The 26497-nt window shown below is 37.7% G+C and carries 24 protein-coding genes, 2 pseudogenes and 1 riboswitch; of the genes and pseudogenes, 21 read left to right on the top strand and 5 right to left on the bottom strand.

Going from position 1 to position 26497, the window contains the following annotated elements:
- The first annotated feature begins 41 nt into the window (after positions 1-41).
- Positions 42-1190, top strand: coding sequence for an N-acetylglucosamine-6-phosphate deacetylase (gene nagA, locus AB5M32_RS07520; RefSeq protein WP_010719415.1), 1149 nt, complete (start codon positions 42-44; stop codon positions 1188-1190).
- Positions 1191-1353: 163 nt separating this feature from the next.
- Here nagA and AB5M32_RS07515 read toward each other — a convergent pair whose 3' ends face one another.
- Complete coding sequence (locus AB5M32_RS07515) at positions 1354-2118, bottom strand: DeoR/GlpR family DNA-binding transcription regulator (RefSeq protein ID WP_178286385.1); 765 nt, start codon at positions 2116-2118, stop codon at positions 1354-1356.
- A 217-nt stretch (positions 2119-2335) separates the two neighbouring features.
- Here AB5M32_RS07515 and ulaG point away from each other — a divergent pair, with 217 nt between their 5' ends.
- The 7 genes and pseudogenes from ulaG to AB5M32_RS07480 all read left to right on the top strand — a co-directional run bounded on the left by ulaG (position 2336) and on the right by AB5M32_RS07480 (position 7939).
- Entirely contained in the window at positions 2336-3403 is a 1068-nt protein-coding gene (gene ulaG / locus AB5M32_RS07510) for an L-ascorbate 6-phosphate lactonase (protein ID WP_178286383.1), read from the top strand.
- Between the two features lie 16 nt (positions 3404-3419).
- Positions 3420-3872 (top strand): PTS sugar transporter subunit IIA, encoded by a 453-nt coding sequence (locus AB5M32_RS07505; protein ID WP_034866766.1) that lies wholly within the window; start codon positions 3420-3422, stop codon positions 3870-3872.
- A gap of 12 nt (positions 3873-3884) precedes the next feature.
- Positions 3885-5374, top strand: a pseudogene (locus tag AB5M32_RS07500) (PTS ascorbate transporter subunit IIC).
- A gap of 43 nt (positions 5375-5417) precedes the next feature.
- Positions 5418-5717 carry a PTS sugar transporter subunit IIB gene (locus AB5M32_RS07495; RefSeq protein WP_010719408.1) on the top strand — a complete coding sequence of 100 codons (300 nt, stop codon included), beginning with the start codon at positions 5418-5420 and terminating at the stop codon, positions 5715-5717.
- A 14-nt stretch (positions 5718-5731) separates the two neighbouring features.
- Positions 5732-6373, top strand: a complete 642-nt coding sequence (locus AB5M32_RS07490) for a 3-keto-L-gulonate-6-phosphate decarboxylase UlaD (protein ID WP_010719407.1) — start codon at positions 5732-5734, stop codon at positions 6371-6373.
- Between the two features lie 2 nt (positions 6374-6375).
- Positions 6376-7236: an L-ribulose-5-phosphate 3-epimerase gene (locus AB5M32_RS07485; protein WP_178286381.1), complete on the top strand. Its 861-nt coding sequence runs from the start codon at positions 6376-6378 to the stop codon at positions 7234-7236.
- On the top strand, positions 7223-7939 hold the full coding sequence (locus AB5M32_RS07480) for an L-ribulose-5-phosphate 4-epimerase (RefSeq protein WP_034700355.1): 717 nt from the start codon (positions 7223-7225) through the stop codon (positions 7937-7939). The genes AB5M32_RS07485 and AB5M32_RS07480 overlap by 14 nt, the downstream gene beginning before the upstream one ends.
- A gap of 162 nt (positions 7940-8101) precedes the next feature.
- Here the strand turns inward: AB5M32_RS07480 and AB5M32_RS07475 are convergent, their stop codons facing one another.
- Positions 8102-8884 carry a MerR family transcriptional regulator gene (locus AB5M32_RS07475; RefSeq protein WP_010719404.1) on the bottom strand — a complete coding sequence of 261 codons (783 nt, stop codon included), beginning with the start codon at positions 8882-8884 and terminating at the stop codon, positions 8102-8104.
- A 178-nt stretch (positions 8885-9062) separates the two neighbouring features.
- On the opposite strand from AB5M32_RS07475, the gene AB5M32_RS07470 reads away from it, so the two are divergent.
- From AB5M32_RS07470 to AB5M32_RS07460, 3 genes are all read left to right on the top strand, one after another.
- Positions 9063-11666, top strand: coding sequence for an HAD-IC family P-type ATPase (locus AB5M32_RS07470; protein WP_178286378.1), 2604 nt, complete (start codon positions 9063-9065; stop codon positions 11664-11666).
- 195 nt (positions 11667-11861) lie between these two features.
- Positions 11862-12386, top strand: a complete 525-nt coding sequence (locus AB5M32_RS07465) for a hypothetical protein (RefSeq protein WP_178286376.1) — start codon at positions 11862-11864, stop codon at positions 12384-12386.
- 15 nt (positions 12387-12401) lie between these two features.
- Positions 12402-13889, top strand: a complete 1488-nt coding sequence (locus AB5M32_RS07460) for a flotillin family protein (RefSeq protein WP_010719401.1) — start codon at positions 12402-12404, stop codon at positions 13887-13889.
- Positions 13890-13966: 77 nt separating this feature from the next.
- Here the strand turns inward: AB5M32_RS07460 and AB5M32_RS07455 are convergent, their stop codons facing one another.
- On the bottom strand, positions 13967-14560 hold the full coding sequence (locus AB5M32_RS07455; protein WP_010719400.1) for an aromatic acid exporter family protein: 594 nt from the start codon (positions 14558-14560) through the stop codon (positions 13967-13969).
- A 109-nt stretch (positions 14561-14669) separates the two neighbouring features.
- Between AB5M32_RS07455 and AB5M32_RS07450 the strand changes: the two genes are divergently transcribed.
- A complete protein-coding gene (locus tag AB5M32_RS07450; RefSeq protein WP_010719399.1) occupies positions 14670-15623 on the top strand; it encodes an aromatic acid exporter family protein in 954 nt (317 codons plus the stop codon).
- Positions 15624-15734: 111 nt separating this feature from the next.
- Here the strand turns inward: AB5M32_RS07450 and AB5M32_RS07445 are convergent, their stop codons facing one another.
- Positions 15735-16688, bottom strand: a complete 954-nt coding sequence (locus AB5M32_RS07445) for a Gfo/Idh/MocA family protein (RefSeq protein ID WP_010737424.1) — start codon at positions 16686-16688, stop codon at positions 15735-15737.
- A 183-nt stretch (positions 16689-16871) separates the two neighbouring features.
- Between AB5M32_RS07445 and AB5M32_RS07440 the strand changes: the two genes are divergently transcribed.
- The 6 genes from AB5M32_RS07440 (at position 16872) to AB5M32_RS07415 (ending at position 22025) form a co-directional block, all read left to right on the top strand.
- Positions 16872-17408 carry a hypothetical protein gene (locus tag AB5M32_RS07440; protein ID WP_014834723.1) on the top strand — a complete coding sequence of 179 codons (537 nt, stop codon included), beginning with the start codon at positions 16872-16874 and terminating at the stop codon, positions 17406-17408.
- Positions 17409-17422: 14 nt separating this feature from the next.
- A complete protein-coding gene (locus AB5M32_RS07435) occupies positions 17423-18226 on the top strand; it encodes a D-alanyl-D-alanine carboxypeptidase family protein (RefSeq protein WP_034700361.1) in 804 nt (267 codons plus the stop codon).
- A 9-nt stretch (positions 18227-18235) separates the two neighbouring features.
- Positions 18236-18853: a glycoside hydrolase family 73 protein gene (locus AB5M32_RS07430; RefSeq protein WP_010737427.1), complete on the top strand. Its 618-nt coding sequence runs from the start codon at positions 18236-18238 to the stop codon at positions 18851-18853.
- A 22-nt stretch (positions 18854-18875) separates the two neighbouring features.
- Entirely contained in the window at positions 18876-19559 is a 684-nt protein-coding gene (locus AB5M32_RS07425; protein ID WP_010737428.1) for a hypothetical protein, read from the top strand.
- Positions 19560-19881: 322 nt separating this feature from the next.
- A riboswitch (purine riboswitch) is annotated at positions 19882-19979 on the top strand.
- A gap of 151 nt (positions 19980-20130) precedes the next feature.
- Positions 20131-20712: a xanthine phosphoribosyltransferase gene (locus AB5M32_RS07420; RefSeq protein ID WP_010719393.1), complete on the top strand. Its 582-nt coding sequence runs from the start codon at positions 20131-20133 to the stop codon at positions 20710-20712.
- Positions 20713-20714: 2 nt separating this feature from the next.
- Positions 20715-22025, top strand: a complete 1311-nt coding sequence (locus tag AB5M32_RS07415) for a nucleobase:cation symporter-2 family protein (protein WP_368024384.1) — start codon at positions 20715-20717, stop codon at positions 22023-22025.
- A 203-nt stretch (positions 22026-22228) separates the two neighbouring features.
- Here AB5M32_RS07415 and AB5M32_RS07410 read toward each other — a convergent pair whose 3' ends face one another.
- Complete coding sequence (locus tag AB5M32_RS07410) at positions 22229-23506, bottom strand: hypothetical protein (RefSeq protein WP_178286374.1); 1278 nt, start codon at positions 23504-23506, stop codon at positions 22229-22231.
- Positions 23507-23845: 339 nt separating this feature from the next.
- Between AB5M32_RS07410 and AB5M32_RS07405 the strand changes: the two are divergent.
- The 3 genes and pseudogenes from AB5M32_RS07405 to purK all read left to right on the top strand — a co-directional run.
- A pseudogene (locus tag AB5M32_RS07405) lies at positions 23846-24774 on the top strand (transposase); the annotation flags it as partial.
- A gap of 106 nt (positions 24775-24880) precedes the next feature.
- A complete protein-coding gene (gene purE / locus AB5M32_RS07400; protein ID WP_178286371.1) occupies positions 24881-25369 on the top strand; it encodes a 5-(carboxyamino)imidazole ribonucleotide mutase in 489 nt (162 codons plus the stop codon).
- Positions 25362-26486 (top strand): 5-(carboxyamino)imidazole ribonucleotide synthase, encoded by a 1125-nt coding sequence (gene purK / locus AB5M32_RS07395; protein ID WP_172595681.1) that lies wholly within the window; start codon positions 25362-25364, stop codon positions 26484-26486. The genes purE and purK overlap by 8 nt, the downstream gene beginning before the upstream one ends.
- Positions 26487-26497 lie beyond the last annotated feature (11 nt).

The raw sequence follows: 26497 nt of genomic DNA, 5'->3' as shown, positions 1-26497 counted from the left end.
TAAGAGTACCTTTAGGATAGAAAATCAAAGGAGAGAGAAGAATGAGAACTTTTATCTACGCAGACAAATTCTTTTTGTCATCCGGTGTCAAAAATGCAGGTTATCTTGAAATCACTGATGGTCTTTTTGGGGAGTATACCCAAAACACACCTGAAGGAGAAGTCAATATCATTGATCAAAGCGGAAAATGGATCGCTCCTGGTCTAGTTGATACGCATATTCATGGCTATATGAACCATGATGTGATGGATAATGATGCAGAAGGTGTGAAAGCAATGTCAGAAGGATTGCTTTCTTGTGGAGTAACATCGTTTTTACCAACTACTTTAACATCAAGTAAAGAACGTTTAAAAGATGTAGCTGAAACAATTGGAAAAATGTACCAAGAAGCTCCTGGAGCAAAAATTAAAGGAATCTATTTTGAAGGACCATTCTTTACGGAAGAACATAAAGGGGCGCAAAATCCAAGTTATTTTGGAGACCCTGATCTTGATACTTTCCATGAATGGCAAGAAGCTTCTGGCGGACTGATCAAAAAAATTGCCCTAGCCCCAGAACGAAAAGGCGTTGAAGAGTTTGTCAAACAAGTGACAGATGAAGGTGTGGTTGTTTCATTGGGTCATAGTAATGCGACGATCGATGAAGCACAAAAGGCAGTAGAAGCAGGTGCCAGTGTCTTTGTCCATGCGTATAATGGCATGCGTGGATTAAATCATCGTGAACCTGGAATGGTTGGTGCGCTACTATCGCTAGAACATGTTTTTTCAGAATTGATTTGTGATGGGCATCATGTTCATCCAAATGCTGCTCAAATTTTAATGGAAAAAGCAGGTCATGACCATGTGGCATTGATCACTGATTGCATGATGGCTGGTGGAATGCCTGATGGCAATTATAATTTAGGAGAATTTCCAGTGGTCGTGAAAGATGGAACTGCTCGCTTAGAATCAGGTAATTTAGCAGGAAGTATCTTGAAATTAAAAGAAGCAATCAAAAATGTAGTAGACTGGGGATTAGCTACACCTGAACAAGCTGTGATGATGGGAAGCTTAGTACCAGCAATCAGCTGCAAGATCGATGATACTTGTGGCAAGATCGCAAAAGGACGGGACGCTGATTTTATCGTATTGAATCCAGATATGACTTTAGAAGCAACATACCTAGATGGTGTAGAACGTTATCACGCTTAATAAAAAGACTGTTATTAAGTAAGTAAGAGCGAACCATCGCTGAAAGGCTGATTTGAAGAGTTTTGACTTAATGGATCAGGTCATTATGTTTGAACATCATTCGTAAATAAGCAAAAGCCGATGTGGCTGGGACAGAACCTTGTTCCATTCACACCGGCTTTTTTTAACTGATTTGGATGACTTTGACCCCAACATGGTTGATTTCAGCAATTACTTTTTCAGAACAAAACTGGTCGGTAATCAAATAATCAAAAACAGAAATATCTGCAATTTTAAATTTCGATGTTAAACCAATTTTACGATGATCAGCAACTAGAATCTTACATTTAAACGTTTGACGAATCATCATTTCATTGATCGTTGATTCATTGAGAATTTTAGTTGTTACGCCATTATCGATCGATACGCCACTGCAACCAATGATACAGACATCAGCATTCATTGAAGAAATGGTATTTAATGTGATATCACCCACTAATGCTTCTTTTGGAAAGCGCATCTCACCCCCAGTCAAGATATAATTGCAGTTTTCTTTGTGAGGGGAGTAAGTGATTTTTACGTTATTTGTGACAATTGTCAGGTGATTGGCACGTACATATTCAACCGCTTTAAGTGCAGTAGAACTAGAATTTATGAATACGGTATCATAATCATTGATGTATTTACAAGCTTCACGAGCGATTGCTTGTTTCAGCCGTTCTGGACCAGATTGATCAAAGTCTGTACGATTATCATAATTATAAGAACAATACCCGTAATTGCGAATGATCTCATTTTTTTCTTCTAATAAGTTTAGGTCTCTGCGTATTGTACTAATAGAGACTTTTAAAGATTCAGCTAACTCATATGTTGTCATTTGCTCTTTTTGCTGTAATCGTTCCAAAATATCCTTTTGCCGCTTCTCAATATTGACAATGGAATTTTTCATTATTTACCCTCCTATATGTCGTTTGTATATATGATTTTTATTACTTCAAAAATTCATATAAAGTTTATTAACTACATCTATCATACTAAAAAAATCAATTAACTAACAAAAACGATCATATAAATAACAAACACTCATATAAAAGGGTTTTCATGTTTGACGCCGCATATTATGATTTAGATGTCAACAAAAGAAAGTTCTTGAGAGGAGCATTACAATGAGCAAACATGTCAATGATGTCACAAAAGAAAATTGGGTTTTAGAAACATTTCCTGAATGGGGTACCTACTTGAATGAAGAGATCGAAGCAGAGGAAGTAAAAGAAGGAACGGTTGCGATGTGGTGGTTAGGTTGTACCGGGATTTGGTTAAAGACGCATAAAGGGACAAATATTTTGTGTGATTTATGGTGTGGGACAGGTAAACGTAGTCATGGAAATGGGATGATGAAAAAAGGGCATCAGATGATGCGAATGAGTGGTGTTCAAAAAATGCAACCGAACTTGCGGACGCAACCTTTTGTGATTGACCCTTTTGAAATGAAAAGTGTAAACGCTTTAGTTGTCACGCATATCCATTCGGATCATTTGGATATCAATACAGCAGCTGCTGTTCATCAAAATTGTCCGAATGCAAAATTCATTGGTCCTCAAGAAGTAGTAAATACTTGGTTGAACTGGGGAATTCCAAAAGAGAAAACGATAATCGTCAAACCAGGAGATGAAGTCAAAATTGAGGATGTAACTATCGTTGCTTTAGAAGCATTTGACCGTACAGCATTAGTCACTTGTGAAGATCCAGAGGAAACTTTAAAAGGGAAAATACCTCAAGAAATGGATGAGATCGCTGTGAATTATCTATTTGAAACATCGGGTGGAAATATTTATCATGCTGGAGACTCTCATTATTCTAATATGTTTGCGAAACATGGGAACGAACATACTATTGATGTTTGCCTAGGTGCATATGGTGAAAATCCACGAGGTATCACGGATAAAGTGACTTCTGTCGATATGTTGCGAATGGCTGAGTCATTAAAGGCTAAAGTAGTCATCCCTGTTCATTATGATATCTGGGCAAATTTTATGGCTGATCCAAAAGAAATTACCGAAATATGGAAGTTTAAAAAGGATCGATTGAAGTACGATTTTAAACCATATATCTGGCAGGTAGGAGGCAAGTTTACCTATCCAACGAACAAAGACGACCTGGAATTTAATTTCTACCGTGGTTTTGAGGATGTATTTTCTGTAGAAAACGATACACCATTCCCGTCATTCTTATAGAAAAGAGGCTAACAACATGTTGAAATATTTTTTGGATCAAGGCTTGGTGAAATATTCCGATAAAGAAATTACTGATTGGAAGGAAGCTGTTGCTGAAAGCTGTCAACTATTATTAGATAAAAAGTTGATTGATCAAAGTTACGTAGATGAAATCATCCAATGTGTAGAAGAACATGGTCCTTATATCGTGATTGTTCCCAAAGTGGCAATGCCACATTCTTCAGCAGATAGTGAAGGAGTTTATGGAACAGCTATCTCATTCACTAAAATGAAAAGACCCATTCAATTCGACCAAGAAGAAAAATCAGCAAGTTTATTCTTTACTTTAGCAGCCAAAAATGTAGATCAGCATATGGAAAATATTCAAAAATTGTCTGAGTTGTTGATGATAGATGGGCTAATTGATCGTTTGGCAGATACCGATTCGATTGAAGACTATCGAGTGGTGATGCAAGAGTATAACTTATAGGAGGAAAAAAGAATGGCTGATTTTTTATTGAGCATTTGGACTTATTTCGCTACAAACATCTTAACTCAACCAGCTTATCTGATTGGTTTTATTGTACTGCTAGGGTACATTCTCTTGAAACGTCCATTTTATGAGTGTATTGCTGGTTTCTTGAAAGCAACAGTCGGTTACTTCATTTTGACGGTTGGTTCAGGAGGATTAGTAAACAACTTCCGCCCCATTTTAGTAGGTTTAAAAGAACGGTTTAATCTGGATGCGATGGTCACCGATCCATATTTTGGACAAAATGCCGTTGACTCTGGATTAGAGGAAACATTTGGTCGTACATTTGGGGATGTCATGATTTTACTTTTGATTGCTTTTGTTATGAATATCTTACTCGTTCGTTTTCAAAAATATACAAAATTACGTTCGGTTTTTACAACTGGAAATGTTCAGATTCAACAATCTGCAACTGCTTTTTGGATATTATTATTTTGTTTTCCCTCTTTAGGAAGAATTCAAGTTCTGATTTTTATGGGACTGATTTTAGGCTGTTATTGGGCAGTAGCTTCTAATTTAACAGTTGGTATCACCCAGGAGTTAACCGAGGGCGCTGGTTTTTCTGTGGCACATCAGCAAATGTTTGGTATTTATATATTTGCGAAGTTAGCCGAGTTTTAAAGAAACGTGATCAAAAAAAAGAACACTCTAAAAAAGTGGATAAAAAATTGGAAGATATTGAATTACCAGGTTTTTTATCTATATTTAATGAAAATATGGTAGCAACTTCTTTATTAATGCTTTTATTTTTTGGAATTATTTTGTTAGTGCTAGGAAAAGATTATTTGATTCAAGCACAGTTTATGCAAGAAGGACAAAGTTTCTTGTTCTATATTATGACAACATCATTGAATTTTGCTGTCTACCTAGCCATTTTACAATTAGGAGTCCGTACTTTCGTGGATGAGCTAACACAATCTTTTCAAGGGATCTCAAATACAATCCTACCAGGTGCGGTTCCTGGGATTGACGTAGCTGCTACTTTTGGTTTTGGTTCACCTAACGCCGTAACCATTGGCTTCTTGTTTGGTGCCTTAGGTCAATTTTTGATGATTGCCTTACTCATTTTGTTCAAATCACCAACCATCGTGATTGCTGGTTTTATTCCGCTGTTCTTTGACAATGCAGTTATCGCAGTTTTTGCCAACAATCGAGGTGGTTTCAAAGCCGCCTGTCTGTTCCCATTTCTTTCTGGAATCATTCAAGTTGGTGGATCGGCCGTTTTTGCAACTTGGATCGGCATGTCAAAATATGGTGGCTATCTCGGTATGTTTGACTGGGCCACTGCTTGGCCATTATTTACTGTAATGATGAAGTTTTTGGGGTATGTTGGTATCGCATTAGTCGTGGTTGGGCTATTGATTATTCCACAATTACAATACCGTAAAAATCCAGACGGGTACTTTTTGATCGTCGATGATTATGAGCAATATGCAGAAAAATATCACAACGAGAATTAAACACAACAATAAAATTAAAATGAACACATAGGAGGAAAACATAATGAGAATTTTAGTATCTTGCGCAAACGGGTCGGGAACAAGTTTGATGATGATGAGAAGCGTCGAAAAGGCAATGAAAGAACTAGGTGTGTCAATTACCAAAATCCATCATTGTGCAATTTCTGAAGGAAAAAGTTCTGCGACTCAGTATGATGTCGTTTTTACACCAGTCAATTTTTTGAATATGTTTATTCAAGCAGAGAAAAAAGGAATTACAGTGATTGGCATTAAAAATGTCATGTCAGCCAAAGAAATTGGTGAAAAATTTGCTGAATCAGCGTTGTATCAAAAATCTAAATAAAAGAGGAAGACAAAATGAGCAGACCAAAATTACAGATTGCTTTGGATCATAATGATTTAGAACAAGCATTAGCAGATGTATTTCAAGTAGGAGATATTGTCGATATTATTGAAATTGGAACCATTTTATGTCTGCAAGAGGGACGCAAAGCCATCAGCTGTATTCGTAGCATGTTTCCAAGGAAAACAATTGTTGCTGATACAAAATGTGCGGATGCCGGGGGAACGGTAGCCAAAAATGTAACTGATGCCGGTGCGGATTTTATGACTGTTATCTGCTGTGCTACTCTGCCAACCATGGAAGCAGCTCAAAAAGAAGTGAAGGCATTGCAAGTCGAACTGTATGGGGATTGGACCTATGAACAAGCAGCTGAATGGCGGAGGATCGGTATCCAACAGGTGATCTATCATCAAAGTCGAGATGCATTACTTTCTGGTGAAACTTGGGGAGAACGGGATCTGACAAAAGTAAAGAAATTGATAGAAATGGGCTTTGCAGTTTCTGTGACAGGTGGATTAAACGTGGAAACATTGAAATTATTCGCAGGGATTGAAGTGGAAACTTTTATAGCTGGAAGAGGGATTTCTAGTGCGGACGATCCTGCAAAAGCAGCCAATGATTTTAAACAAGAAATGATTCGCATTTGGGGGGAATAGACTTGGCTCAAATCGGAATTTATGAGAAGGCACTACCAAAAGATATCTCTTGGAAAGAGCGCTTTTTATTAGCAAAGGAACTTGGTTTTTCCTTTATTGAGATGTCGATTGACGAGACAGATGAACGCCTAGCTCGACTCAATTGGTCTGACGAGATGATCAATCAAATACGCAAAGACATGAAAGAGACGGGCATACGGATCAATTCCATTTGTCTGAGTGGTCATCGCAGGTTTCCTTTTGGTTCTTCAAATGAAGCGTATCGGGTAAAAGCCAAAGAATTGATGGTCAAAGCGATCCGACTTGCTCAGCGCTTAAGTATCAAAATTATCCAAGTAGCCGGATACGATGTCTATTATGAAAAAAAAACAAGGCTATCACGAAAATTATTTATTGAAGGACTTGAAGAAAGCGTCAAAATAGCTTCTGAATATGGAATAATCTTGTCAATTGAAATTATGGATGATCCATTTATGAATTCAATCACTAAATTTTTAGAAATCAAACGCCAGATTGATTCACCATATCTTCAAGTTTATCCAGATCTTGGTAACCTTTCGGCTTGGCAAGAAAACGATCCAGAACGTGAACTAGAAAAAGGGATCAATTGGATTTCTTCCATCCACTTAAAGGATACCTATCCAGTAACAACTGAATCATCAGGTCAATTTCGTGATGTTCCTTTTGGCGCAGGCTGTGTTGACTTTGAGGGTTTGTTAAAGAAACTCAAACAGATGAATTATAATGGGTCATTTTTAATTGAAATGTGGAGTGAAAAAAATCCGGATTTTAAAAAAGAAATCGCAGCAGCAAAAAGCTATCTTTATCCGAAGCTAAAGGAGGCAGGTTATGAGTTTGCGTAATCCGATCATTAAAGAAATGAAACAACGTGTTTATGAAGCAAATTTGGCACTACCTCAATATGGACTAGTTAAGTTGACTTGGGGCAATGTCAGTGAGATTGATCGAGCGCTTGGGGTGATCGTGATCAAGCCAAGTGGTGTAAAGTATGAACAGATGGCTCCCGAACAAATGGTAGTGACTGATCTAGCTGGAAATCCGCTAGAAGAAGATGGGATGAAGCCCTCTTCTGATTTATCGACTCATGTGATTTTGTATCAAGCTTTTGAAAAAATCAATGCTATCGTCCACACGCACTCCACTCATTCAGTCATGTGGGCGCAGGCTGGTCGAGACTTGCCTGCCTATGGAACAACTCATGCGGATGCTTTTTATGGAACGATTCCTTGCACACGGCAATTAACTGAAGAAGAAGTTAAAAGTGCTTATGAAAGAAACACTGGTCATGTGATTGTTGAAACGTTTCAAGAGAGACAATTAGCTCCTACTGAAGTTCCTGGTGTATTCGTTTATGGACATGGCCCATTTACTTGGGGTGAAACCCCTGCAAAGGCGGTAGAGAATAGCTTGATCTTAGACGAAATATGCTTAATGGCTAAAGAAAATGAAAAAATTAATCCTGCTATGCAATCTATTCCACAATATCTTTTAGATAAGCACTACTATCGAAAACATGGGATGCATGCATATTACGGACAAAAATGACGAAGCTTGCGGGGGCTTACTTGAAGTCTTCACATTTATTGATTCGTAGCACTTAGTAGCAAATTTTTATTCTTGATTTATAAAAGAGTTACTACGTCTGAGTTTGATATTTGATGTCAAATGAGACGTAGTTTTTTTGTATAAATATTTAGTTATCCCAAGCTACGATTCAACTAAAATTTCTAAACGCGTCACATATTCTTCTGGCTTATTCGTTTCGTGAAAATCAATCAGATAAGATTCATAAAATGGACTGGCTCTATGAAGCGAATGGGTAGTCAGGTAGTTCATGATGGTAGCAATTCCTTTCTTCCTTTGTTCATAGTCACCTTTAAAACTATAACTAAGATAATTTCCAGCAGGGAGTATCTCAGCATCCTCATTTTTAATCGTAAGGTCAGGACAAAAATAAAATACTTGATAGGTAAAAGGATCTTCTTCTAAATGGATGATACTACCAAAAAGATTTTGATTATTAGTGCTTAATAAAGGTTCGTATTTTTTATGAAGTTCTTTTAACGAAAAGTCGATTTGTTCATCCGTTGCAACCGTAGAAGCTTTAAGAATCAGTCTTTTCGGTTGCTGCACTAATAGCACTTCTTGATAGTCTATGCTTTCTGCTTCTTCAATTAACTGGACACGTTCGATTAATAGTTCGATTTTTTTTTGTGAGTCACTGATGAGTTGATGAAGTGCCTCGATTTCAAAAGCTAATAATTCTTTTGTCTTGCTGATTTCTTTTTGCTTCAAATAATCGGCGATCTCAGTAATGGAGACGTCAAAATAACGTAGGTCACGGATGGTATTCAGTTGTTCAATGTGTTCGTAAGAATAATTTCGATAGCCATTTTCATCATAATCCGGTGTAATCAAACCTAATTTTTCATAATAGCGTAAAGTATGGGCTGTAATATCATAGAGCTTTGCTAATTCATTGATTTTCAAATCATCACTTCCATTGATCAGTCATTTTAAGTAAGGTTATTTTACTACGAAACGTGGGGGAAATGTGAATGGAATTGATTTTTTTATTCTACATAGATAGATTTGCTTAAATTTTTCTTGACCTTAGAGTCACTCTAACCTTTATGATTTGATCAGTAAGAATTATTGGAGGAAAAAAATGAAAGAATGGTACACCTTATCAATCATAGAAATCAAAGAAAAATTAATGGTAAAAAAAGCAATGAACGAACAAGAAAGGAACGAACGACAACTTAAGTATGGAAGAAACGTCTTAGAAAATGGTATTAAAGTTCCAGAATGGAAAAAATTTCTTTCTTACTTTCATGATGCACTGATGTACATTTTACTAGGAGCTGCGATCGTTAAGCTTTTTACAGGCGCATATATTGAAGGCAGTATGATTTTTTTAGTTGTTTTCTTAAATGCGCTGATCGGCTATTTACAAGAACGAAAGGCAGCTTCATCTTTAGACAGCATTGCGGAATTACTTAGTGAAAAAGCAGTCATCATCGAAAAGGGACAGCAAAAAGAGATTGCACCAACTGATTTAGTGGTGGGGGATCAACTCGTATTGGCTGCTGGAGATATCGTTTCTGCAGATGTTCGTTTGAGTGAAACGTTCAATTTACAAATCGATGAAGCAATTCTTACTGGAGAAACGCATGCGATCCAAAAGACGACCGACCCATTACCGCTTGAGACACCTTTAGCGGAACAAACAAATATGGCTTTTTCTGGGACTAAAGTGGAATCAGGTAGAGGAATAGGGATCGTAGTCGCTGTCGGAACTGCTACAGAAATTGGAAAAATCAGCACTTCATTAGGGTCGATCTCTGAACAAGAAACGCCTTTATTGAAGAAGATCAAGGAAATGAATACTAGTATATTTAAAGGAATCGCTGCGTTGATTTTATTGCTAGCTACCGTATCCTACTTTTATTATGGCATGACTTGGGGCTATATAGCGACAGCTGTCATTGCCTTGATCGTGTCTTCTATCCCAGAAGGACTTCCTTCGATCTTAACGATTATTTTATCTTCGGGTGTCAATCGGATGGCAAAGAAACAAGCAATCGTCAAAAATCTACCTACAGTTGAAACGTTAGGGGCAATGACAGTAATTTGTTCAGATAAAACAGGAACACTGACTAAAAATGAAATGACATTGGTTAGCTTAGCGACTAGAAAAGCGAACTATGGGGTGGAAATGCTTGAAGAAAAAAACTGGACCAAAAATGAGACTTGGCTTGTTGAAGCGATGCATAATTGTCAAGAAACCCAACTAACTCAAGGAGTATGTCCAACTTCAGGTAATGCCACGGAATTAGCTTTATTAAAATGGACCAATCAACAACCGATCGAACTTTATCCAGTCGTTGATAAAATCCCTTTCGACTCAGCTTACAAATATATGGCGACCGTCCATGAGATTGCAGGAAAAAGGATCTTATTTGTGAAAGGTGCGCCAGATGTTTTACTGAATAAAGTGCAATATGAACTGGGATCAGATGGAAGACAACAACAGATAGATCATGCTATGTGGTTACAAAAAAACGAACAATTAGCGCAAACAGGCCAACGTGTCTTAGCGTTTGCAATGAAAGAGTTAAAGGATCGTGAATTGTCACATGAAGAATTAACGAATGAGCTAGTGATGATTGGACTTAGTGGCATCATTGATCCGCCAAAGGAATCAGCTATTGCTTCAGTCAAGGAAATGCAACAAGCAGGGATCAGAGTAAAAATGATCACTGGCGATCATCAAGCAACAGCAAAAGCGATCGCTGAGGAATTAGGTTTAAAAAATGCTAAATCGGCGATTACGGGAACGGAACTAGATCAATTGACAGAAGAAGAATGGAAGATCGCTGTCCGTGAGAATGATGTTTTTGCCAGGACGACACCTGAACATAAATTGGCTATTGTGACCTATCTCCAAGAACAAGATGAAATTGTTGGAATGACTGGGGACGGCGTTAATGATGCGCCAGCTTTGAAAAAAGCCGATGTCGGGATCGCTATGGGAATCAAAGGGAGCGATGTTAGCAAACAGGCAGCAGACATGGTGTTGGTAGATGATAATTTTGAGACCATTGCAAAAGCCGTGAAAGAAGGACGACGTATTTTTGATAATTTGAAAAAGACGATTCTCTTTTATTTGCCAACTTGTTTAGCCCAAGGATTACTGTTGCTCTTTTCATTGGTAGGAAATTTCCCATTACCTTTAACTACTGTACAAATCTTGTGGTTAAATCTAGTCGCTTCGATCACCCTTTCATACGCATTGGGTTTTGAAAAAGCAGATCAAGATGTTATGAATCGTCCACCGAGACCAATTAACGAAAAAATCCTATCAAAATATGCACTTTTGCGTATTTTATATGTTGGGATCATCATGACTATTTTAGGGTTCGTTGCAATGGATTTTGTTCCTGCTGAAGCGAAACAAACCGTTCTGATCAATGCGATGGTTTTTGGACAAGCCTTCTACATGGTTAATTGTCGAAGAGTGACTGAATTTAGTCTGACAAAAGATCTTTTTGAAAATCGGGCATTACTCTATTCGATTGGAGCGATGATCCTCTTACAAGGATTGATGTTAGTGTTCCCACCATTAAAAATTGCGATTGGGACAGTTTCGTTGACTGTCCAAGAAGCAAGCATCAGTTTACTACCTGGATTGGTTTTATTCCTTCTTGTTGAATTAGAGAAAGCTTTTGTAGGGATGACGGTAAAATCAACTCACAAACTAGATGCATGAGCCATTTTCTTTTTAAAGAAAAGAAGCGAACAAAAATAATAAACGATCGCATCAAAGTTCTTTTGTTGCCGGTGGGGTGTCCGCCCCACTGGCTAAATTGTCATTGGGAAATTGGTAAAACAAAATTATCGATCAAACTATACAGAAAGTTATTCTATTGGTATGATAGAACAAAACAGAGGAGGAGGCGATTACATGATTGGAGGGGTGGCATTAGAGACGATTTATTGGTATACACTTTTAACTTGTGCGGGGATTGCAGTTTTTCTGCTAGTCTTTGGAGATATTTTTGATTTCGATGGTCCAATAGACCCGATACTCATTGTCCCTTGGCTAACTTTTACCAGCCTGTTTGGGTATTTAGGAGAGCGCTTAACAGAATTAGATTCGCTGTTTCTATTGATTTCAAGTGGGGCGATTGCAACTGTTTTAGTGTTTTTGCTCAATTTTTATGTCCGAATGCCGATGAAAAATGCTGAAAGTACGTTGTCGGCATCAGAAAAAACTTTTGAAGGACAGATGGCGATCGTAGTTACACCCATACCATTAAAAGGGATGGGGGAGATCCAATTAAAAAGTGTGACTGGTTCGATTACGCGACCTGCATGCTTTTATGCCCCACAAAGTTCACCAGCTAAGCAAGGGGAACAGGTCTTGATCATTGAAGTAAAAGAAAGAGTTTGTTATGTAACGCCTTATGAAGGCATGCTAAAAATATGAAGGAGTGTATAAGAAATGGAAATATCAGGAGTTTATATCGCAATTGCTATTGCAGTCTTGATCATTTTAATGTTACTGATCGTCTTTGTAGCAAAATATCAAACTGCCAAACCAGATGAAGCATTAATTATTAGCGGGAGTTATTTAGGCAGTAAAAATGTCCACGCAGATGAAAGTAATAATAAAATCAAAATCGTTCGTGGTGGCGGGGCATTTGTTTTACCAGTTTTCCAACGCTCGAATCGGATCAGTCTCTTGTCAAGCAAGTTAGATGTTTCGACGCCAGAAGTCTATACTGAACAAGGGGTACCAGTGATGTGTGATGGCACCTCGATCATCAAGATTGGTTCTTCAGTGGAAGAGATTGCGACTGCTGCAGAACAGTTTCTAGGTAAAACACGTGAGGAACTTGAAAATGAAGCAAGAGAAGTTTTGGAAGGGCATCTTCGTTCCATTTTGGGTTCGATGACTGTAGAAGAAATTTATCAAAACCGCGACAAATTTAGTCAAAGCGTTCAAGAAGTAGCATCTGTTGATTTAGCGAAAATGGGATTGATCATTGTTTCGTTTACGATCAAAGAAGTCCGTGATAAAAACGGTTACTTAGATTCTTTAGGGAAACCACGGATCGCCCAAGTGAAACGTGACGCAGATATTGCGGAAGCAGAAGCGTTAAAAGAAACACGTATTAAAAAAGCAGAAGCTGAAAAAGATTCTCAAGCAGCGGAACTGCAAAGACAGACGGAAATTGCAGAATCAATCAAAGAAAAAGAATTAAAACTAGCTTCTTACAAGCAAGAACAAGATATTGCAAAAGCCAAAGCAGACCAAGCCTATAACTTGGAAAGCGCTCGGGCGCAACAACATGTTGTTGAACAAGAAATGGAAGTAAAAGTCATTGAACGACAAAAACAAATTGAATTAGAAGAAAAAGAAATCATTCGTCGTGAGAAACAATACGATTCAGAAGTGAAGAAAAAAGCTGATGCGGATCGTTATGCCAAAGAACAAGAAGCACAAGCTCAAAAGGTAAAAGAAGTAACTGAAGCCGAAGCTGAACAATTCCGCGTTGAAGCTCTGGCACAAGCCGAAGCCAATAAAACCCGGTTAGCTGGTCAAGCGGAAGCGGAAGCGACTTTAGCCAAAGGAGCGGCCGAAGCTGAAGCCAAAGCCAAAATCGCAGATGCGTTCAAAGAATATGGTGAAGCAGCGGTCTTGAGTATGGTAATCGAGATGTTACCACAATTAATGAAAGAAGCAGCACAACCATTAGGAAACATTGAGAAAATCTCAGTGGTTGATACCAGTAACGGGTCAAGCGAAAATGGCGGAGCAAACCGGGTGACTAACTATGCTACCAATCTCTTAGCTTCCACTCAAGAAACGTTGAAAGAAACAACAGGATTAGATATCAAAGACATTATCGAAAATCTCTCTAATCGTGGAACGATGAAACAAGTTAATCTCTATGAAAACGGGGAACAACCCGATCAAGCAGAATAATTATCGCTAAAATTAGTTAGAAAAATAAACAAACCAGTTTCTTTCATGTTGAAGAGACTGGTTTGTTTATTTATGTATTAGCTATTTTTGTGTTTTTTGATCTGTTCTTCGACTTCTGCCAAATTTTCTCTAAGCAACGCTTCTTTTTTTTGCAGCTCAACTAAGTCTTCTACAAGCTCTTCTTTCTTTTCTGTCTCAGGTGGACGGAGAAAGAAATTGATTCCGATGGCGATAAAGGTTCCAATGAATGTGTCTAAGACTCGTTGGATCGCATATAAAGAGGATTCGCCTTGAGGAACGCTAAGGGCAATCAACAACAAAGTGGCGATTGCTGAGATGATCCCAGAATTATTATTGATTCCGTCAGATACCACGATGACGATGACCACTAGAACCGGCAGCAGAAATAATTCCACTAAAAAATCATTGTGAAAATAGTTCTTTACTAAAAAATAGATGATTCCGAGAAAGCCGCCGATTGAATTGCCAATGATTCTTGAACGACCAAAGGAAACAGTAGTGGTTAAATCTTGGCGCAAGGAAAAAACAGCTGACAATGCAGCAATCATCGGTAGTCCTCGATCAGTGACGTGGAAAAATAAAATACATAAAAAAACTGCTAATGCGCTTTTTATTGTTCGCATTCCTAAACGAAAACGGCCAAATTCCATCGCTTATTCTCCTTTTAGTCCTTTTTAATAGGATAACGAACTTTTAAAGAGATTGCTAGTTTTTAGCTAAGTCTTTTAGTATAATTCTAAGAAAAGAGAGGGGTTGCTTATGCGTATCGGAATGAGGACCGTGAAAACAGTGGTTAGTAGTATGTTGTCCATGGTTACCGCCCAAATGTTTTCATTATTGTTTTGGCCTTCAGCAGGAATCATTGCTTTGTTAAGTGTGGGCAACACGAAACGTTCAACTTTAAGAACTGGGATGTTAAGGATTGCGGCATTTATTTTAGCGACTGTGATTGCTTTTATTAGTTTTTTTATTTTTGATTATACGATCTTGGGGTTTGGCTTGTTCCTACTACTGTTTATTCCTCTGACTGTTGGGTTAAAATTGACGGATGGCATTGTCGTAAATTCTGTGCTAGTCACACACTATTTAAGTGAAAAAAATATGAGTTGGTCGTTGATCGGTAATGCAGCAAGTTTAATGGCTATCGGTGTTTTTTTTGCGCTAGTAGCGAATATCTATATGCCGGATATCAAAAAACAGCTACAAAAAAATCAACAATTGATCGAAGAAGAGTTTCGTATCATTTTAAACAACATGGCTGATTTCCTACTGACTGGAAGAAATACTAGCAATCAACTGCTTTGTGATAAATTGTTGGCTTTCGTAAGAGAAAGTCAGAGCGATGCTAGGAAGTACCAAGAGAATTACTGGGTGAAACAAACGCAATACTATGAAACGTATTTTTCTATGCGTCGAACCCAAATCAACGTGATCAAAGATATGCAGGGAAATCTGGATCGAATCCAAGACCCGGTTCCTTATGGCAAGCATATTTACGGCTTGTTGGTTTATACTGCAGAAACTTTTTCTGAAAAGAATGATGGAAAAGAATTATTGAAGCGGATTGAAGAAGTCTACGAACTATATCGGGACATGGCTATGCCCAAAGAACGTTTAGAATTTGAAGATCGAGCAGAATTGTTTCAATTTTTGCAATCCTTTAAGAGCTTTATTGAAATCAAAGCGGAATTTTCGCAACAATCGATTGGTTAAATTATTCAGTTCAATGAATGAAATAAAGAGAAGCTGTTTAAGCATTGGGGATGTCTCCGTTGCTTAAACAGCTTTTCATGTTTAGAAAAATTCCAGCTTATTTCAAGGAGCTTATTTTTGCCAAAGTTTTTGCATCCCATCAAGGATCTCGATGACATCGTGGGTCAGAAACAACGAACGGTTAGGGAGTTCGCCTTTAATAGTTTTGACCATATTTTCGATTTCATAATTCATGGCTTGCGCGGTGCTGCCGCTTTCGATCCATTCTTTTGTCCCGTCATTGAAGATGATCTCCGCACGATCCGCACGAGGGTAATCGGTGATGGTGATATAGCCCTCTTCAAATGCAACGATTCCCACTTTAGGCATTTTGGCTTGGAAAGTCAGACTGATCGTTGCTAACTCATTTTCTTTATTCCTTAAAATAGTCACTGACTGTTCATCCACACCTGTTTCAAATGGTACCATTGTTGATGCAATAACTTCTGGTTGAGAGCTCAAAAAGAAACGAGCAAACGAGACGGCATATGTCCCAATATCTAATAAAGCACCACCAGCTAATTCAGGATTAAAAAAGCGATTGGTTGGGTCGGGATCTTTATAGCTGCCAAATGGTGCTTGAATCATTTTTAATGCCCCAAGCTTGTTTGTATCGATCAAAGAACGTAACTGTTGATACAATGGCATATTGAAAATCGTCATCGCTTCTGCTAACACTAGATTCTTTTCTTCTGCTAATTTCATTGCTTCGGTCAGTTCTTTTTTATTCATGGTGATCGCTTTTTCACATAAAACATGCTTATTCGCTGCTAATGCTTCCATGATATGTTGACTATGTTGACGATTGGGAACGGCGATATAAATAATATCGATTTCTTGGTCATTAAGCATTTCTTGATAACTACCATATGCTTTAGGAATATGATAGCGTTGTGCAAATGCTTCTGCTTTATCTATGGTTCGTGAAGCAACTGCTGCCAACTCGCTTGTTTCTTGGTCAAAATGTTCCGCAAACTCATGTGCAATATTTCCTAAGCCAATGATTCCCCATTGATACTTTTTCATACTTCAAAACTCCTTCTCGTGTTATATTTAATATAGTGAATGAAATGAAAAAATGCCATTGTCCTTGTTTAATTATACCAAATCAATCGTTAAAATTTGTGTTAGAGTACTTTAATAAGAAAAAGTAAAGTCGTAGTGAATTTTTTTGAAATTTAAGTAAAATGAGTAGAGGGGGAAACTTTTATGCATCAAGTTTATGTTGATTTGATTCTTAGTGTATTACTGGAACAGTACGCAACAGAAAAGAATTTTTTAGAGGACTATTTAGTAATTGACGAAGCGCAGTGGGAAGGCTGGAAACGAGGAGAGAAGAACCTTCCATCTGAAACCATGCAGAAAATCAAAAACCTGTTTACTGATTATGAATGGATGCTTACGCAAAAGATTTTACGACAAACGATCATTTTCCCTGAAAAAAGGACGACTGCAGTGGCAGAGTATAAACAAATCAAAACGAGAATCGCTCAAAAATGGTTAACGGATGGTCCTGCCAAAGTCGAATTGATTCCATTAAAAAACGATCAATATCTTACAGGGTTCCTTGACTTGAAGGTAAGTATTAATTATGATGAATGGGGTTATGACGACATCTTGAACTTTCGATTACCTGCAGACGTTCAAAGACAGATCGAAGGCGAGAAATTGGAACTGTTGGATTGGGTAAACGAGAATTTAGAAGAAACCTATGTTCATGAAAAAAATGAACATAAAAAGGAATGAGAGGATTTTTAAGAGTGAATAAAGTTTTAGGGTTTGGAGCAGTTGTGATCATGGTTGCCGCAATGGGGTACATCTTTGTAAGCGAGCAACACATGAAATCTGACGTCCAAGCAGAAAATCAAACAACTGAACAAGTAACCAAACAGACAACAAAGAGTTCCAAAGAAACTAAAGTGAAGGATTCTACCAAAAAAAGTGAAGATTTACCAAAGGTTCAACCGACTGATTGGGATCTTGTCTTGGTAGGACCTGATCATAAAATCGAAAAAGAAATCAATGAAGACACGCAGCTGGCATCACTGCCCAATGGTTATTTGATCGATAAACGTATCGAATCCCATTATGAAGATTTTGCGAAAGCAGCACAATCTGCAGGTTTTCCTTTAGTGATGGTCTCCGCATATCGTTCGGTTGCAGCACAGCAACAGGTGTTTACACAAAATGTCCAAGAAGTGATGAGTAGTCAACATGTTTCAGAGGAAGAGGCGACAGCAATCACGAAACAAACAATCACCGTCCCTGGACATAGCGAACATCATACAGGCTTAGCGGTCGATGTAGTGGATGAAAATTGGTATAATAATTATCCTTCACAGCTTTTAGAGGCAAGTTATGGAGATCAACCAGGGGCAAAATGGATTGCTGAAAATGCGCCTAAATATGGATTTATCATACGTTATCCTAAAGATCGTCAAGATATTACAAAAATCACGTATGAACCATGGCACCTACGTTATGTTGGAGAAGAAAGTGCGGCCTATATTTCGAAACATGATATCACATTAGAAGAATACTTAGAACAATTACAAAAGAAATAGGAGTAGTGAATGGCCAAAAAAAAATGGAAGAAACAAAAACGTAATTCATTACGCTTGATTGCTGTGATTTTTGGTGGAATATTGTTGATGATAGCTTTTGTTCTCTCTTTACGAGGCTTATCAGCGCCTCTTGTTGGGCAAGAACAGAATAACAATGAGGCACAAACACATCAACAATTTATTGATCGATTAGCTCCTCATGCGAAAGAATTACAAACTGGCTATGGCGTTCTCCCAAGTATCATTTTAGGTCAGGCAATTCTTGAATCAAACTGGGGCGAGAGTACGTTAGCCAGTCAATACAATAATCTTTTTGGAATTAAAGCATATGGTGATCAAAAAAAGGTCAATTTAGAAACAAAGGAATTTGTGAATGAAGAATGGGTCACGATCCAAGGAGATTTTCGTGTGTATGATTCATGGGAACAATCGATGGACTCTCACACACAACTTTTTGTGAATGGGGTAGATTGGAATCCAGCATTATATGAAAAAGTGATCACGGCTACGAACTATCGTGAAGCTGCCCAAGCACTGCAAGACGCAGGCTACGCAACTGACCCTTCCTACGCACAAAAAATTATCCAAGTCATTGAAACCTATCACTTGGATCAATATGATCAATAACTATGAAAAAGGGAGTGGCAAGATGGCAGAGCAATTTACCCCTGAAATTATGACCGAGCTACGAAAAGATATCGTTAGAGTACCTGAGGTCATTATGGAGGCAAGTGGTATTAAGATTTTTGGAAAACTGATCCGATCGATTATTTTTACTACTGATATAGCAATTGTCCGGAATACAAATGCAAATGCCGTGATTGCTGTGTACCCATTTACTCCGCATCCTGCAATCACTAAAAGTATTATCGAAGCAGCAGACATTCCAGTCTTTTCAGGCGTTGGGGGTGGTCTAACACAAGGCACGCGCTCTTCTTACATGAGCTTATTCGCTGAAGCGCAAGGATCGTTAGGAGTCGTTTTAAATGCACCCACACCACTTGAAACAGTTCAAGAAGTTTGTCGTGCAGTGGATATCCCAGTGATTAGTACAGTGACATCGAAATATACAGAAATCGATGAAAAATTGGCAGCAGGTATTACGATCATCAACATCAGTGCAGGGAAAGAAACAACTGAAACGGTAAAATTTTTCCGAGAAAAGTATCCAGAACTACCGATTATTGCTACTGGTGGTCCAACAGATCAAAGCATCTTGGATACGATCAAAGCTGGAGCGAACGCTATTACCTATACTCCTCCAAGTAATGGGGAATTATTTAGTCGTAAAATGGAAAAGTATCGACAACTTGAAAAGCAAGAGGAATCATAAAAATCAAAAACAAGTCAAAAAAGAGAAAAAATCGTGGCACTCACGTAAATTCTCTTTTTTCTCTTTATTTCTGTCAGAAATACCGAACAACCTTGCTGAATGAGATCAAAAATATTAGATTTTAGAAAAAAATAGTGAAAGTTGGTTGTCACTTTCTGAAACAGATGTTAAACTGTTTTCATCGTTTGGAACAACAGCTAACATTGAAAGTGCCAACTAACGATTATGAATGCTTGAATCAATCAAACATATTTTATTAAAGCTACTTCTAGACTACTTGAGCAAAATAGATCACTATTTTGTTTCTTAAGAGGATCGAAGGAACGTAGTGATATAGCCCACTTATATATCGTCATGATAAGGATGACAGTTTCTAGCCAGCACCGTAAATGCTGGACTATAAGTGAAAGAGTGTCTTGCACCCTTTTTACTTATTTAGTAAAAGGGTTTTTTTGTTTAAAAAGCAGGCATTTCTGCGTATTTCGCACGAGCTTGAAACCTTGAAAGGGTGATCCATGAGGTCGAATAGTGGTTAGCTTTGATATCAATAAATGAAAAAGGGGCAAATAAAGTGAAAGAATTAGTGGAACGTATTCAAAAAGATGGCCGTGTGCTAGGTGAAGGCGTCTTAAAAGTAGATAGCTTTGTGACACATCAAGTGGATCCGGTATTAATGGAACAAATAGGGCAACGATTTGCGGAAGTTTTCAAAGATCAAGGAATCACTAAAGTGGTAACGATTGAAGCTTCTGGAATTGCACCAGCTTTATTTGTGGCGCAGACATTAAATGTACCAATGATTTTTGCCAGAAAAGCCAAAAGCTTGACGATGGATGAAGAATTGTTGACTACTTCTGTTTATTCCTTTACAAAACAAGTGACTAGTACGATTTCTATCTCTCGTAAATTTTTATCTGCAGAGGACAAGGTTTTAATCATTGATGATTTCTTAGCGAACGGTCAAGCGGCGAAAGGGTTGGTTGAATTGTGCCGCCAAGCAGGTGCAGGAGTCGAAGGGATCGGCATCCTGATTGAAAAATCGTTCCAAGATGGCCGTCAGCTATTAGAAGAAATGGGCTTGAAAGTTGTTTCATTGGCACGAATTGCGGCATTATCCAACGGACAGGTTGAATTTCTTGAGGAGGATGCATAAAGGTGGAGAAAGAAACAAAAAATGGCCAAGCCGCAGTATTAGGTTTACAACATCTCTTAGCAATGTATGCTGGGGCAGTTGCTGTTCCTTTGCTGATCGGTACGGGACTAGGGTTTAATCAAGAGCAAATGACGTACTTGATCTCGATTGATATTTTTATGTGTGGCTTAGCAACATTATTACAATTGACGGTTAATCGTTTTTTTGGTATTGGGTTGCCAGTTGTTTTAGGTTGTGCCATTCAAGCAGTTGCACCACTGATCCTTATTGGGAGCGACCAAGGTGTTGGGGCAATTTATGGTTCGATTATCGCTTCTGGTATTTTTGTTGTTTTAGTGTCTGGATTTTTCTCAAAGATCAAACGATTATTTCCGCCGATCGTGACTGGGACGGTCATTACCGTGATTGGGTTGACGTTGATTCCAGTTGCAATCGAAAAAATGGGCGGTGGCGATTCATCTGCGACTAATTTTGGAAATCAAACCAATTTATTACTAGCTTTCGTTACAATTGCACTGATTGTCGGAGTGCAAATGTTGGCTAAAGGTTTTGTTCGCTCGATTGCTGTACTGATCGGTTTAGTTGGCGGGAGTATTTTAGCTGCTGTACTGGGAATGGTGAATTTAAGTGCGATTGGTCAAGCGCCTGTTTTTCACGTACCTCAACCTTTTTATTTTGGAAAACCAACTTTTGATGTCTGGTCGATCTTGTTGATGATCATTATTTCTATTGTCAGTATGGTAGAGTCAACAGGTGTTTACTTTGCGCTAGGGGATATCACTGGACAAAAAGTGGGCGAAGAAGAATTGAAAAAAGGCTATCGTGCCGAAGGTCTGGCGGTTATTTTAGGTGGGATTTTCAATACATTCCCTTACACTGGTTTTTCTCAAAATGTTGGGCTAGTCCAACTTTCAGGTATAAAGACAAGAAAACCAATTTATTTCTCTGCAATTTTTTTGATTATTCTTGGATTATTTCCTAAAATAGGTGCTTTGGCACAAATCATTCCAGAGCCAGTTCTAGGTGGCGGCATGTTAGTCATGTTTGGGATGGTTGCTGTTCAAGGTATTCGGATGTTGATGGAAGTTGATTTTACGAATGACAAAAATCTCTTGATTACTGCTGTTTCGATTGGTTTTGGCTTAGGATTCAATATTATGCCGACTTTATTTAGCCAATTACCCCCAACAGTTCAAATGTTTACGGGGAATGGGATCGTCATGAGTAGCGTGACAGCGATCGTTTTGAATCTTATTTTTAACGGGTTGAAAAAAGATGAAGAGATTATTGAAGAAGCATTAGCAAAAAAATAACTTGAATCGTCCTAAAAATGAGACTGAGACAAAGGTAACATCTTCGAAAAATAAGCCGAAATTGACCAAAAAGTAGAAAAGCAAATTTTGGAAATTTCGGCTTATTTCTTGACGCTAAATACCTTTGTCTCAACCTCGTTCTAGTTTATATCTTTATGTATACGCTAAAATCAATATTCTATACTTATTATATGCTATTTATGCTATGCAAAAGAGGAACCCCGCTCTGATTTATCTGGTTGTTTACTTTTTTCAGTTTGTTTCCCTTGACTTAAAATTTCACTTTGTTTTTCCTTCGCATTATCTTTTAGATCAATAAATGTACTTTGCCCCCTCATTGTTGCAAATTCCTTTTTTTGGTCAGCTAAATTTTGAACTATTTTTATTGAAGTATTAATTTTTTCCGAAAGTATTTTATTCGAATTTTCTAAGTTTGTCAAATCATCCTTGAATTTGGGATCAATTTGTTGGGTTACTTGTGTATTCTTAGATAAATGATTCACCTCATTCATCAAAGTTTTGAGATTCGTTTTTAAAGCATTAAGCTCAGCCTGTTTTTCTTGACTTATGGGTAACATTTTATCTATTGCTGCTTCACTCTCCATTATATATGCTGCTTTATCTTCAGATATCGTACGCAATTGACCCTTATACATTGCTATATTTTGATCTTTTGTGTCTAACTTTTTCGTTAAATCTCTCTTTTCTCCTGTAAAATACACTATAATTTTATTGAAAAATGACGAATTATCTATTTCATTTATTTGATTTTTTATGTTCTTTCGGCTCTTTTCTTCTTTACTTAATTTATTTTGGATGTCAGGCACTTCTTTATCTAGCAGGGACATTTTATGTTTATTATCTTTAACATACTGCACAGTGTTTGTGATTTCCTCAAATTGGTTTTCTTTGAGTTTTCCATTTTTATCAGGGCTGTTAGTCGTTAAGTTATTGTATTCTACTTCTAACTGGTTGTTTGACTCTTTAAAATTGTCCATATACACCTTAATTTTTTTATCATCAGGTTCTCCTCTTTGTTCTCTCTTTGCTTGTAACATGCCCAAATTAGCCGTTGCTTGTTCTGCCTCTTTCGCTTGTTGCTGTCGTTGTACTTTGGGTTTATTTATGTTTTCCATATGATTGTATCTGTTTTTGGCATATTTAAGTTTTTCTGATATTTTTAATGCTTCATTGCCAAAAGGATCGGATATCCGAGCATGCTGCATTTCCAATTTATACACTTGTACTTTTGCTTCATCTATTTCTTTTGTGCTAAATGCTGGTTGATCCTTTTCTTCTTGATGATGACTTTTCATATATTCCAAGCATTTATTTTCTTTTTCGTAGTTTTCTTTCGCCACTTTGCTCGCTGATGAATATTCATGTTTCACATTAAGGGCTTGTTTTGCTTTTTCAGTTATTTTTCTTTGACTGTTAATCTCATCTTTTGTAAAGTAAAACCCTTCATACCATTCTTTCATCTCTTCACTCCTCTATTTTTATTCATAGTTCAATCTTAACACGTCAAGATTATTGTTATATTCTAATAATTTCTTTTGTTAGGAAAAGATGAAAAACTACTCTTTTCTTCTACTTGTATAATGGATAATTACATAAATCTATACAAAGGATATGATAGTTCCCACGAAATTTATTGTTTCCATTTACAAAAACATACTAAGATTAGAGAGTGGGACAATAGTCAGAAAAAATCTGATTATTGTCCCATTGTATTTTGATTTTAAGGCACACAAAAAGCACACAACCTTGTATGATTCAAGTGCTTAAACAAAAATCAAAGGAGTGTGCTTTATGTTTAAAAATAATACCATCAACCAAACAACTTTACCACTAGATGTAGAACATTTACTGATGCCGCCTTTATGCGGATGAAAGACGATTATATGCGAAATGGACAGCTCAAACCAGGTTATCATTTACAAATCACCACCGAAAATCAGTATGTTTTGAGCTATGAATTATTTCCGAATCCCACAGACACCAAAACATTGAAGCCATTTTTAGATAGTTTTTTAGACCAACATAAGGAGTTGCCGGAGTACATTGTGGCAGATGCAGGGTATGGTAGCGAAGAAATTGACATGTATATCAACGATGTTTTACATAAAACCCCCTTGATTACCTATGGAAGTTACCACAAAGAAAATAAAAAGAAGGACAAGGAGAATCCGTTTAACGTGGAGAATTGGCGTTATTTTGAAGAACAAGACACCTATATTTGCCCAGCGAATCGTCCGGTACCGTTCAAAAATTATAGTCGCAGAATAGATAAAGGTGGCTTTATTCGAGAGTTCAAAATCTATGAATGTGAGGAGTGTCGGAACTGTCCAGTCCGTCGTCAATGTACGCGTGCGAAAAGTGAACAAAAGCAAAAAATTCAAGTAAATAATAATTGGCGCTATTTCAAAGCAGAATGCAGAAAAAAGCTTTTAGATGAGAAAAATGGTTCGATTTATCGGAAACGAAAAATGGATGCCGAACCTGTGTTCGGGCATCTAAAGGCTCACTTGGCGTTTTATCGTTTCCATTTGCGTGGGAAACAAGGAGCAACGATAGATATTGGTTTGGCACTGATGGCATTAAATTTAAGAAAATTTGGAAAATATATGGAGAGGAAAGTGCGCATAACAGAAAAATAAGTTCGATTTTGACAATAAACATCAAAATTGAACTTATTTTCTTTTTGAGAAAGAACTATTGTCTCACTCTCGTTTTTTCGCTGATATAAATACCGAACATTAAAGCTGAAAATCTTTATAATATTCGAAAATTCTTTGACATCAAAAAAACCGATTGCTAAAATATGAATGTGAAAGTAGAGAAAGGAGAAATGTATGACAATCAAGGTTGCGGTAATTATGGGGAGTACATCTGATTGGGAAACGATGAAAAATACTTGCGATATTCTAGAAGAGTTTGAGGTGGCTTATGAAAAGAAAGTCGTCTCTGCGCATCGTACACCTGATTTGATGTTTCAGTATGCCAAAGAAGCACGAGCAAGGGGAATCAAAGTGATCATTGCCGGAGCAGGTGGAGCCGCTCATCTGCCAGGAATGGTGGCTTCTCAAACAACCTTACCAGTAATTGGCGTTCCGGTACAAACACGAACATTGAACGGATTAGATTCGCTATTATCTATTGTCCAGATGCCTGGTGGTGTTCCTGTGGCAACGACGGCGATTGGAAAAGCGGGGGCAATTAACGCTGGACTACTTGCGGTTGAGATGCTTTCAATGTATGATTTAAAGTTGGAGGCTAAGTTAGCGAAAAGACGGTTAATGTTAGCTGAAACTGTGATAGAAAGTAGTGATCAACTTGGTTAAACCTTTGTTGCCTGGATCAACGATCGGAATTGTCGGTGGCGGACAATTAGGACGGATGATGGCGATCAGTGCAAAAGAAATGGGCTTTAAAGTCGGGGTTCTTGATCCTGTAACGAATTGTCCAGCAGCTCAAGTAGCTGATTGGTATATTCAAGGAACATACGATGATACTTTTGCATTGGAAGAACTTGCTAGACGAACAGACGTTATCACGTATGAATTTGAAAACGTCAGTGTGGAAGCATTAAATGCCATTTCTTCTATGTCGTTTATTCCTCAAGGAACTGATTTATTGGCGATCACCCAAGATCGTCTTTTAGAAAAATCTTTTTTAGAAACGAATAATATCGTTATTGCCCCTTATGCGACAATTGTAAGTCCAACCGATATTCAAGATGCCATTGATGGTATTGGTTATCCTTGTGTGTTGAAAACGACACGAGGTGGATATGACGGCAAGGGACAATACGTCTTGAAAAGTCGGGCAGACCTTGCGCCAGCAATGGATTTACTAAGGGAAGGGACCTGTGTATTGGAAGCATGGATTCCCTTTGAAAAAGAAATCTCGATCTTAGTTGCTGGAAACGGACAAGGGGATTATAGTACATTTCCAGTGGTTGAAAATATCCACCGTAACAACATTTTACATGAAACGATTGCACCAGCAGCAATCGCTGATGAGGTTGTTGAAGAAGCAGAGCGGATTGCTCGAGTCATCGCTGAAGGAATGAGCTTATCTGGCGTACTTTGCATTGAAATGTTTTTAACAAAAACTGGTGGTTTATATGTGAATGAATTAGCACCACGACCTCACAACTCGGGACATTACTCCATTGAAGCATGCTCGATGAGTCAATTTGATGCCCATATTCGGGGAATATGTGGTTGGCCATTAAGTAAAAAAGTCCGTTTATTGAGTGAGGCAGTGATGGTCAATGTATTGGGCGAGCAGTTATTAGAAAGCTATCATTTGATCGATAAAAAACCAGATTGGCAATTTCATTTTTATGGGAAAGCACAAGCGAAAAAGGGTCGTAAAATGGGGCATATTACTATCGTAACTGAAGACATTCAACAAACTTTGGATGAAATAAAGAAAACCAATATTTGGGATTAAAGGAGAAAAAT

The sequence above is a fragment of the Enterococcus sp. C57 genome (assembly GCF_040887305.1).
Taxonomy (GTDB): domain Bacteria; phylum Bacillota; class Bacilli; order Lactobacillales; family Enterococcaceae; genus Enterococcus_B; species Enterococcus_B hirae.
This window is presented reverse-complemented; position numbering and strand designations above follow the sequence as displayed.